Origin of the sequence: Salinisphaera sp. (assembly GCF_035690525.1) — a bacterium.
Lineage (GTDB): Bacteria > Pseudomonadota > Gammaproteobacteria > Nevskiales > Salinisphaeraceae > Salinisphaera.
This window is the reverse complement of sequence record NZ_DASSKM010000104.1, coordinates 1-10,528: the sequence shown is the minus strand read 5'-3', so window position 1 is coordinate 10,528 and position 10,528 is coordinate 1. Positions and strand designations below refer to the sequence as shown.

At 63.7% G+C, this 10,528-nt stretch carries 7 protein-coding genes; 2 read left to right on the top strand and 5 right to left on the bottom strand.

The annotated features are described in order from the left end of the window. On the bottom strand, nt 1-363 hold a 363-nt coding region (locus VFJ08_RS07480), incomplete at its 3' end, for an ABC transporter substrate-binding protein (RefSeq protein ID WP_324996571.1). Nucleotides 364-501: 138 nt separating this feature from the next. Continuing rightward, nucleotides 502-1,992, bottom strand: a complete 1,491-nt coding sequence (locus VFJ08_RS07475) for an alpha-glucosidase/alpha-galactosidase (protein ID WP_324996570.1) — start codon at nt 1,990-1,992, stop codon at nt 502-504. A gap of 176 nt (nt 1,993-2,168) precedes the next feature. Between VFJ08_RS07475 and VFJ08_RS07470 the strand changes: the two genes are divergently transcribed. Beyond that, nucleotides 2,169-3,038, top strand: a complete 870-nt coding sequence (locus VFJ08_RS07470) for an AraC family transcriptional regulator (RefSeq protein ID WP_414707043.1) — start codon at nt 2,169-2,171, stop codon at nt 3,036-3,038. Nucleotides 3,039-3,119: 81 nt separating this feature from the next. Here VFJ08_RS07470 and VFJ08_RS07465 read toward each other — a convergent pair whose 3' ends face one another. Continuing rightward, nucleotides 3,120-4,358: a YeeE/YedE family protein gene (locus VFJ08_RS07465; protein ID WP_324996568.1), complete on the bottom strand. Its 1,239-nt coding sequence runs from the start codon at nt 4,356-4,358 to the stop codon at nt 3,120-3,122. A gap of 318 nt (nt 4,359-4,676) precedes the next feature. On the opposite strand from VFJ08_RS07465, the gene VFJ08_RS07460 reads away from it, so the two are divergent. Next, on the top strand, nt 4,677-6,551 hold the full coding sequence (locus tag VFJ08_RS07460; RefSeq protein WP_324996567.1) for a sigma-54-dependent Fis family transcriptional regulator: 1,875 nt from the start codon (nt 4,677-4,679) through the stop codon (nt 6,549-6,551). Nucleotides 6,552-6,590: 39 nt separating this feature from the next. Here VFJ08_RS07460 and VFJ08_RS07455 read toward each other — a convergent pair whose 3' ends face one another. After that, nucleotides 6,591-9,266 (bottom strand): alpha-L-arabinofuranosidase C-terminal domain-containing protein, encoded by a 2,676-nt coding sequence (locus tag VFJ08_RS07455; RefSeq protein WP_324996566.1) that lies wholly within the window; start codon nt 9,264-9,266, stop codon nt 6,591-6,593. A 55-nt stretch (nt 9,267-9,321) separates the two neighbouring features. After that, nucleotides 9,322-9,933: a hypothetical protein gene (locus VFJ08_RS07450; protein WP_324996565.1), complete on the bottom strand. Its 612-nt coding sequence runs from the start codon at nt 9,931-9,933 to the stop codon at nt 9,322-9,324. Nucleotides 9,934-10,528: the final 595 nt, after the last annotated feature.

Genomic DNA, 10,528 nt, shown 5'->3' with positions numbered 1-10,528 from the left:
CGGCAATGCATCCATGCGGTATAAATCCGACAGCCAGGAATTCAGCCCCGACACCACGTCCGGCGGATTGCCCGCCATGAGCGAGTTGGTCAGCTTCTGCTTGAGTTGTTCGTAGGGCAGGGACTGGGTCTTGATCCGGATGTCTGGATGTTTCTTCATGTAGGTATTGATCAGGCGATACCATCCGGCGCTGCGTGGATCGTCCTCCGTGCCCTCGGCAACGTTCCACCACAGCGTGATCGTGGTCTTGCCGTCCGCGGCCTGATTCTTAGGGCTATTATTGCGTTCCGAACATCCGGATAGTCCGGCCACAAGGCAAGCGAGAGCGATCGGAACGATATATCCGAGCCGGCGGTATCGCATGGGTCTCCTCCTGAAATATTTTCCGAGTCTTTATCTATTGGTCGCCTTCGGCTAACCGCGCTTTTGATTGGGGTTATCGCGCGGCTGGACGATCAGTTCACTGGGCGTTGTTCATGGCATATGCCGCAGCCGGTGGATTCATTCGACACCTTGGCCAAGGGGCTGCTCGTTTTGGCGGCCGCGTACGCGTTTGAGTTCTTCGATACCTCGGGTTGGCTGTCGCGCTGCGCCGGCCCAGTCCCGTGTCTGTACGGTCGTACGGGTCAGCCGCTTGCGGGCCGACTCGATCTCGCCTGCGTACTGCGGCAGCCACTGCGCCTGGGCGACCACCATCTCGTCGACCATCGTCCAAACTTCGTCCGGTGTGCAGAGCGCGCCCACGAGAGGGTCGTGCAGTACAGCCAGTTTCAACTGTTCGATATCGCCCGAGATGGCCGCGTCGACGGCGAGACGCTGCACATTGATGGACGCGGTGCAGGTGGCCGCGCAGGCCGGAGGCAGTGTGACATTCGATACCATGTTGATACCGAATCGATCCACGAAGCCCGGCGATTCGACGACCGCGTCGGACGCCAGGTTCGTGATTACGCCGTGGTTCTTAACGTTGAAGTGCCCGCGGTAGACGCGTCCGGTCTCCAGTGCCTCAAGGATATGGCTGGCGTGTTCGTCGGTGCGCCGCGACGGGTCGAGCGGCGTTCTGGCACGCTCTAGAAAATCGGGAAAGGCTTCGTCGAACCAGTGCCGGGTCTCGGTGCAGTACCGCAGATAGCCACCGGTTTCACCGTGAATCCAGTCGGACAGATCGATCCAGCGATTGATGTCGTCGCCACGCTTGCGATACCAGGGCAGATATTCCGACAAATGGCCGTTTGATTCGGTCGAGTAGTAGCCGAACCGTTTGAGTACGTCGATCCGCACTTTTTCCTGCGGTCCGTATTCCGGATGACGTTCCAGCGCTTCGACCAGTTCGTCCCGTCCGATGCGGCGACCGCGAAGACGGATGTCGGTGTACCAGGTCTGGTGATTGATGCCGGTGCAGAAGATGTCCACTTCGTCCTTGGAATCCGCACCCAGGGCATCGGCGATCTGACGCCAGCCGTTCTGAACGCCGTGGCACAGGCCGACGGTTTTCACTTGGCCGTGATCGATTGCGACCCAAGTGTTGATCGCCATCGGATTGGCATAGTTGAGCAGGAGCGCGTCGGGCTCGGCGACATCGCGGATATCGTGACAGAAATCCAGCAGCGCCGGCACGTTCCGTTGACCGTAGAGAATGCCGCCGGCACAGATCGTATCGCCCACGCACTGGTCGATACCGTATTTCAGTGGGATCTCGATATCGCTGCGATAAGCTTCGAGACCGCCGACCCGCGCACAGTTGATCACATAGCGGGCGCCGTCCAGCGCCGCGCGGCGATCGGTCGTAGCACTCACGACCGTCGGTAGATCGTTGGTCGCAACGATCTGATCGAGCAGCTCGCGCACTCGCGCCAGGTTGTGCGCATCGATGTCGGTCAGCGCGAATTCGATGGCCTGGAGTTCCGGCACGCTCACGATGTCGGCAAAAAGTTTACGCGTGAAGCCGAGGCTGCCGCCGCCGATCACGGCGATCTTGAAAGATGTGCTCATTCCTGCTCCTCTAACCGCCGACAATCGCGCAAGTGAGCTGATGGTCGGCCCCTTTCCAATCGGTGTCTTACTGCTTGATCGTTAATGTACGTTCAACACCAAACGCCAAGGTAGAGGAGAGTTGTGCTGTGGAGGGTAAATATGTGCTCGATCGCTTGGCGGGCCATTCCCCGGTGATGAAGACCGTCTCGCTGCCGCGGCGGCGTCATCGGTTGCATGTCATGCCGACCAGTACAGGCTGTGAGACGCGCGCCGATGCCGGGTATTTCTGGAACGGACTAAAGCGGGGTCGTATGCCGTTCACGGTATTGCAATACACCATGTCCGGCGTCGGGTTTCTCAACTATGAGCACCGCGAGTATCGGTTGGAACCCGGCAGCCTGATGATCGTGACGATCCCGAACAATCACCGCTACTGGGCTGCGCCGGGGCGCCCATGGCAATTCTTCTGGCTGTCGATGACCGGACAGGAGGCCTTGCGTTTGCATCGCATGTTGTTGCGCGTGGTCGGACCGGTATTTCGGCCGAGCCCACAGACGATCGAAATCGTCGCGCGCTGCAGTCTCGATCTTATTGAATCGGCGCACGAGGCCAGCGGCAGCGTCTCGACGCTGGCGTATCGGGCACTCATGGCGATCTACGACGATGCACTGGGAACCGGAGGTCCCGATCGCGCCGGTCTGGACGAAAAATTGCAGCGCGTTCTCGACTATGTTCGGGCGCATCTGGACTGCCCGATGTCGGTGACGGCACTGGCGGCACTGGCGGAAATGAGCCGATCGCATTTCACCCGCCATTTCACGGCGTGCGAAGGTCAGCCGCCGGCAGAGTTCATCATGCAAGAGCGGATGAGAAAGGCCAGTCGATTGCTCGCCACCGAAGCGCTCAGCGTTGGCGAGGTTGCACGTCAGTGCGGCTTCGCCGACCCCAATTATTTTTCGAAGGTGTTTCGCCGGAATTTCGACATTAGCCCGACCGAGTTCCGAACCACGGGTATGTATGTGTCCTCATCGAGACAGGGCGTATCGACCCATACGCGCGACTAGCCCAGCGGCTTGATTACAACAACGTCTATGGAATCGGCGAGCGCGGCCGAGCAATGCTTTTAAACCGCTCGGCCAGCCGGATCAGCAACTACTGTCGGTCAGCTTCGGCACGCCCATGCCGAACAGCGACCGGAGTTTGATGCCGACCATCGTGCCGATGAGCCCTACGACACCCCAGAGCCAGCCGTGCAGCGAGAACGAGGCGATGCCGCCGAAGTAGGCGCCGATATTGCAGCCGAAGGCGATACGCGCGCCGTAGCCCATCAGGACGCCGCCGATGACGCGCGCGATGACGATCCGCCACGGCAGCTCGGTGGCGATACGGAAAGCGCCGCCCCAGGCTGAGGCGGCCATGGCGCCGAAGATGATGCCGATGTCCATCACGCTGGCGCGATCGGCGAGGATCGGCGTATGCAGCCCGCCCGCATGCGGCCCCGACCAGTAGTACCAACTGCCGACATCCACGCCCAGCGCCGACAAGACCTGCGAGCCCCAGAGCGCGAACGCGCTGGTGATGCCCCAGGGCTTGCCGGACAGCCATAGGGTGAGCGCGTTGAGCACGGCCAGGGCGACGGCGCCGGCCCAGAGCGGCCAAGTGCCGCGGAGCACGCGCTTGAGCCCGTGCTCGCTCGGCGGGCCTTTTCTGGGCGGCGGGTTCAGACGTCGTTCGAGCAGCCAAGTAGTCGCCACGATCATGCCGAAGATGATGAACTGGAAAATCACCGCGCCGGTGTAGCCCCAACTCGTGTCGGCCAGCGAGATCTTTTTCCAGACGAAGGCCGGCTGCAACCAGAAGCCGAAATCGTGGGCGCCCCAGACCGAGCCGACGATGAAGCCGAACAGCGTGATCAGGATCGAGGTCTGCCCGGAGCCTACGGTATATAGCGAGCCCGAGGCACAGGCGCCGCCGAGCTGCATGCCGATGCAGAAGATGAAGCCGCCGAAGGCTACCGAGACCCCCACCGGGAAAACATAGCCCGACAGTGGCCCGCCGAAGGCCGTGGTGCCGAATGCCAGTAACGGCGCGAATAGCAGACTGGCCACGGCCAACATCAGCATATGCGCCCGCAGGGTCTGCCCCTGGCCCACGGCCATGAGCTGGCGAAAGGCCGAGGTGAAGCCGAAACGGGCATGATAAAGCGCCACGCCCAAACCCAACGCGACGATATATAGCAAGCCTAGAGTCAGGCCGTAGCCGGTGAACAGGATGATCAGGAGGACGAGGCTGACGCCGCCGGCGACGGCCGTCGGGCCGGGGCGGGGCGCCGGCGGCACCTCGATGTCGCGGGCCGGGCGTTCCGGGTTGCGGATATCGGACATGATTGAATCGGTGGCGCATTATTGTTAAACGATACCAAAACAGCTGAAATTTCAGCTGTTTTCAACGCACCTGAAAATCAAGGCCGGCACATGTCCGTCCTTGATTTTCAAGTGCTTCGCGGCCGATTGCCGCGGCGAGCACGCGCTTGCGTACTCGCGCTATCAATCCGGCATGAAAATATTTTCATGCCGGATTGATAGCTAATTGTATCGTGTAGCCAATGCCTTGATATGCCCGCGAAGCAGTGTTCGCCGGCCGACTAACGTCGTGTGGTGCGAGGCTCACTCCGGTGACATCGTCGAGCCGGAGGTGAGGCCATGCCGTCGATCAATGCCCATCTTGAGGAAATCGAGAGCGTTGCCGCCGGTCGGCCATCGACGCGCGAGCCGTTGGTGGTCAATTCCTGGCTGCGCTGCCTCAACGATTACCGGCTCGATCCCGGCCGGCGCGGCAATGCCTATATCGTGCCCGGTAGCGAGCTGCGCGAGCATCAGCAACAGGCCGAGGAACTGATCCGTATCAGCCGCTCCGCGCTCGACCACCTCTACGAGCAGGTGGCCGGTCACAACTACGTGCTGCTGCTCTCCGACGCACGCGGCGTATCGGTGGCGCATTACCGCAACCCCAAGCTCGACCCGGCGCTGCGCGAGGCCGGTCTGTATCTCGGTGCGGACTGGTCGGAAGACCGCAGCGGTACCTGCGCGGTGGGCGCGGCTCTGGTTTCGCGCCAGCCGATCACGGTGCATCAGGACGATCATTTCGACTCGGCCCACATCGGGCTGACCTGCTCGGCCGCGCCGGTGTTCGATACGCGGGGTGAACTGGTGGCCGTGGTCGATATCTCGCAGTTGCGCTCGGCGGTGCCGCGTTCGAGCCAACAGCTCGCCCGGCATCTGGTCATCGCAACCGCGCGGCGGGTGGAGTTGGCCAACTTGATGAGCCAGGCCGAGGGGCACTGGCTGTTGCGGCTGTCGCGCTCGCCCGATTTCATCGACAGCGACCCGGAAGCCGCGATCGCGGTGGACGGCGACGGCACGATCCGCGGCATGACGCACGCGGCGTTCACCGCGCTATCACGGCGTATCGGGCTGACCGGACATAGCAGCGCGGCGCTCGTCGGCCAGCCCATCGGCACGTTGTTCGATCTGGACGCCGACACACTCGACCAATACCTGCGCGGCCAATCGGTGCGCGATCGTATTTTGTACGCCAACGGCCAGCCGCGTCTGTTCGCCAGCGCCGAACCGCCGGCCACGCGGCCGCCGCGCACGATCCGCGCCGCGGTGCCCGAGCCCCGGCCCGACCTGCCGGATTCGTTGGCGCGCCTGGCCGGCGCGGACGAAACGATGACACGCTTGGCGCGACGCGCGGCCCGGTTCGCCCAGCGCGATCTGCCGGTGCTCATCCGGGGCGAGACCGGCACCGGCAAAGAGGTCATGGCGCGTGCGGTACACGCCGCGCGCCCCGATCCCGGGCCGTTCGTCGCCGTCAATTGCGCGGCCATTCCCGAGCACCTGATCGAATCCGAGCTGTTCGGCTATGCGCCAAACGCTTTCACGGGCGCGGCCAAGGGCGGCAAGCGCGGGCTGATCGAAGCCGCCAACGGCGGCACGCTGTTTCTCGACGAAATCGGCGATATGCCCCTGGCGTTGCAGAGCCGGTTGTTGCGCGTGCTGGCCGAGCGCTGCGTGACGCCGGTGGGCGCGCTCGAGTCGCGCCCGGTCGCCATTCATCTGATTTCGGCGACCCATGCGCCGCTGGCCCGGCGCGTGGCCACCGGCGAATTCCGTGAGGATCTGTATTACCGCCTCGCCGCGGCCTCGCTGAAATTGCCGCCGCTACGCGAGCGAACCGATTTCGATACCTTGACCGAAGCGATCCTCGCCGAGATCGGCGCCGAGCACGGCGAGTGCTACCGGCTCACGGCCGCGGCCCGCCGCCGACTCGCCGTCCACAACTGGCCGGGCAACGTGCGCGAGCTGCGCAACGCGCTCGCGGTTGCGGCCGCGCTTTGCGATCCGCCCAGCATTGAAATCGGCGATCTTCCGGACGAAATCGTCAACGCGGCCGGTCCGCACGGCCTCGAGGCACAGCTCGCCGATTGCGGCGGCAACGTGTCCGAACTCGCGCGTCGTCTCGGCGTGGATCGCACGACCGTCCACCGCCGTCTCAAACGCTTGCGCACCCGCTGATCGGTCGCAATCGCCGGGCGCGCGCCCGGCGTGCCGATATCAGCCGTTGCCGACGTCCAGCGCCAGCACGGTGACCGATTGCTCCGGGAACTCGTAATCGAACTCGCGATTCAGCGTGGTGGTGCGCTGTCGCGGCGCGACGTTGTCCGGGTTGTCGATCGTGTTCTGGGCGTCGGGTTCGCCGGTGAGCGTGGTGACCGTGGCGCTGAACGCCGGGGCGTGCACATCGTCGAGGCGCACGCTCACCGAGCGCGGTTTGCTGTCCGCATTGGCCGCCTTAATGTAGATGCGCCCGGTCTCGCTATCGCGGCTGGCGACTACCTGTAGGTCGTCGGCGTTGAGCGAGGAGGCGATCACGGCATCGGCGTTGGCGGCCGTGCTGTCGGCCGGCAGTCGCGTGAAGGCGAAACCGCCGTCGTCACGTTTCTGCAAGAAGAAGGCGCTGACGGCGTTGCCGTCTACGCTGGCGATGGTGCGGTATCCGCCGACGTCGTTAAACCGGACGTAGGCGGCCACGGAGAAGCTTTGCGAGGTGTCGATGACCGGCCCGTCGATCTCGACGTACTGACCGGACCCGTCGAGCGCCAGCGAGGCCGGTCCCCGGCCGTCGCCCCAGCCGGCACCGCCTTCAAGCGTGCCGGTGTGCCCGTCGGCGCTGTCGGCCGCCGTCGAGCCGCTGCCGGCGTCGAAGCGCCACCAGGCCACGAGGCCGTCGGTGCCGGGATCGGCGGCCGCATCATCGGCCAGGGCGCGGTCGTAGACGCGCACATCGTCGATCGCGCCGTCCACGAAGTCCACGGGGTTGCCGCCGAACAGCCCGCGCCCGATTGCGAAGTCGCCGTCGGCGCGCCAGGCGTCGCTGTCGGCATAGGGTTGGCGGTCTTGGAGCACGCCGTCGACATAAAGCCGAGTCTCGCCGGCGTCGCGATCGTAGACGCCGACCAACTGATACCAGCGATCGGTTTCGGCCTCGATCCGCCGGGACTGCCCGGGGCGGTCGATTGGCAGCACGGCGTCGCCGACGTTGCGGCTGAACAGGCGCTGCACGTAATAGGAGGGCGAGCCGAAACTGCTCAGGCCGTCGAAGCCGATCAGATTGGTCGGCCACTGGCTGTGCCCGACCCGCGCCAGCAGGGGCGCGTAAGCCGACATGATGACGGTGTCGGCGTTGCGCTCGAAGCCGGTCATGAACGCCGCTTCGCCGACCGCGCCGGACAGCGTGCCGGTGGGCGGCTGGCCCTCGGTAGTCACGCCGTATTCGCCGACGAAGACCTTCGGCTTGTCGGCGGCCCGGTCGTCGTAGCGATGCGCGTTGTTCACGAAGAACTGTGGGTTGCTGTAGAAATGATCGTCGACGATATCGGGCTGGCGCGTGGTCACGGGCTGGGTCGCGATCACCTGGATGTCCGGGTAATAACGCTTGATGGCGTCGTAGAACATCGGGAAGCGATACTGGTCGTAGCTGCCGGACTCGTCGAAGAAGTCCTCGTTGCCGACCTCGACATACTTTAGATCAAACGGTTCCGGGTGCCCATCGGCAGCGCGTTTCGCGCCCCAGGTCGTGTTCGTGGAACCGACGACGTACTCGATCTCGTTGAGCGCGCTCTGGACATATTCGCCGAGTTGGTATTCGGGTACGACCGTGCCGTTGAGGGTATAGCCGGCCCAGACGCCGAGCACCGGGACGGTGCTCATGTCTTCGGTCATTTCGAGGAACTCCAGCAGGCCGAGGCCGTCGTCGGACCAGTAGCCCCAAGCCGTGTTTTGATGACCGGGGCGCTGCCACGGCGGGCCGATGGTCTTTTCCCAGTCGAAGCGGGTCGCGATGGTCTGCCCCTCGAGATAATTGCCGCCGGGAAAACGGAAAATGCCGGGCCGCATGGCCACGAGCTTTTCCATGAGATCCGGCCGATTGCCGTTCGGGCGGTCGTTGTAGGTCGGCGGAAACAGCGATACCCAGCCAAACCAGATCGACTGGCCGGCCGCGTCGCCGTCATCGGCTGTGATCACAAAGCGTGCGTCCATCGTGTCGGGCGCGCCGGCGTCCACGGACATCATGGCGGTGTAGCCACGCCAACGGTTGCCGATACGATTGATGCGGCCCGAGGCATAGACACGGCTGCCGTCGAGGCTTTCGACCGTCAGCCTTAGCCCACCCCGGTAGCCGTTCGAGGCCCGGGCGAACAGGCGCACCGTGTACTCGTTTATTCGCCGGTCGCCGTCGGAACCGGGCGACACCGGGATGCCCCAGTAACCTTCGTTGGCGACCCCGACCCGCTCGCCGCCGTCGACGATATCCAGCCGTAGCGACTTTGGGTGTGCATCGTTGAAGGGCACGTTTCGGTCGAGCGCGATGCGCGCCGCCGAAGATTGCCCGGCCACGGCCGACCAGTGCACCGGGCGGTCCGGGTCCTCGTTGAACCCGCGGTTTCGCAGCAGCTCGGCATACAGCCCGCCGACACCGCTGTAATTGATGTCCTCGAAGAACAGGCCATAGAGCGTGGACGGGATGGTCGGGCCGGGTTGGCCGGCATTAACCGTCCAGGTCTCGGCGATGGCCGGACGCCCGGCCATCTGGCCCGTGCCGGCCAGACCGGTCCGGGCGGCGATGGCCCAGAGCGCGGCGCCGGATACGCCGAGCCCCGTCGTCTTGAGAAAATCGCGGCGCGTGAATCGCGCCGCACCGGGCGATCGATCGTTGTCCTGATACGACATGTGGCCCCCTGGCTCGCGAAAAGAAAAAAGAGCGGGCTCGCTTAATAGACGAGAGTCAGTCGGACATGCGCCAACGGCTGAATCCGATCAGGGCGAGGCCCGCCAAGGCGACGGCGCCGAACAAACCGCCGGGTGCCGGCACATCGTTCGCGGTGCCGGTCGCCCCCGCGGTTATTGCTTGGCCCGCTTCGGTTTCATAGCCGTAGTCGGCGAGGCTGAACCCGTCGACCGATTGAACGAAGCCGATATAGGCAAAGTGGGTGAGACCGTTCACGAGATAGCTGAGGCCGATATAGGGCGTGTCCAGGTCATTCGCCGTCGGTATATCGGCATAGGTGCCCGCCGGCGAGGTGGAGATGAAGTCGGCGGTCGTATCGCCGATCTCGTCGCCGGCGGCGAACTTGTCGATGTACTCGTAGCTGCCGAAAAGGCTGCTGCCGGCCACCTGGCCGCCGCCGCGCGTGGACAGCGCAAGATCGTGGCCGCCACTCCCGTCGTCGACCGAGCGCAGGGCGAATGCCGAATCGGCGCCCAGCGAGAGTGTATAGGGCGTATCGGATAGCGTCTGATCGAGGTCCGTATGGATGACGCTGGCGTGCGCGCTACCGGCCATGCCGGCGACGAGAGCGCCGACGGCGATCAGGGTGCCGTTTGCTCGTGTGAACATCGGTTTCTCCTCCAGTCGTTTTCGTTTTATATGCCGCGGTGGAAAATCGGTTGTGGGCGATGCAATACATGGGGTCCAGCAGGCGTTGCAACCCGCCGTCACTCGCTTGTCTGGTTCCTTAACTTTTGGCAAATCTCCTACGGCTCCTCGAATGTCGCGCGGGGCTTGTGTATGTGCAACATATACTTTTGACGTAGTCCCGTTGTCGACAAAATGCGAATACCACCGGCCGCACGCGCAACGGCCGCTACTGTGATAAGACTACAAACCTGAGCGAAATAACGCGCTGAGTTGAACGTCCAGACCGGCACGATAGGCCGCCACACCTGTGGCAAAGGGCGTGGCAATAGGGTCGCGATGGTCCCACCGTAACCTGCGAAAGTTGCTATAAATCAATATTTTAAGTGGCCGGCACATTCCTTGCCGGCCTGATGCGAGATAAAGGTGGGCCCATGGGCCGGCAGCCAACAAACAACGACCCGGAAGAGAACGCTAAGTATCCGAGATCGTGCTCCGCCTAAAAACTGGTCGAACAGGCGTCTGATTCACCACAAAATGAAAGAGAGGAGAACCCCCATGCTGGAGACCGCAGCAG

Coding starts and splice junctions, on each gene's coding strand:
- VFJ08_RS07475 (WP_324996570.1), bottom strand. CDS start 1,992: ATGAGCACATCTTTCAAGATCGCCGTGATCGGCGGCGGCAGCCTCGGC.
- VFJ08_RS07470 (WP_414707043.1), top strand. CDS start 2,169: ATGAAGACCGTCTCGCTGCCGCGGCGGCGTCATCGGTTGCATGTCATG.
- VFJ08_RS07465 (WP_324996568.1), bottom strand. CDS start 4,358: ATGTCCGATATCCGCAACCCGGAACGCCCGGCCCGCGACATCGAGGTG.
- VFJ08_RS07460 (WP_324996567.1), top strand. CDS start 4,677: ATGCCGTCGATCAATGCCCATCTTGAGGAAATCGAGAGCGTTGCCGCC.
- VFJ08_RS07455 (WP_324996566.1), bottom strand. CDS start 9,266: ATGTCGTATCAGGACAACGATCGATCGCCCGGTGCGGCGCGATTCACG.
- VFJ08_RS07450 (WP_324996565.1), bottom strand. CDS start 9,933: ATGTTCACACGAGCAAACGGCACCCTGATCGCCGTCGGCGCTCTCGTC.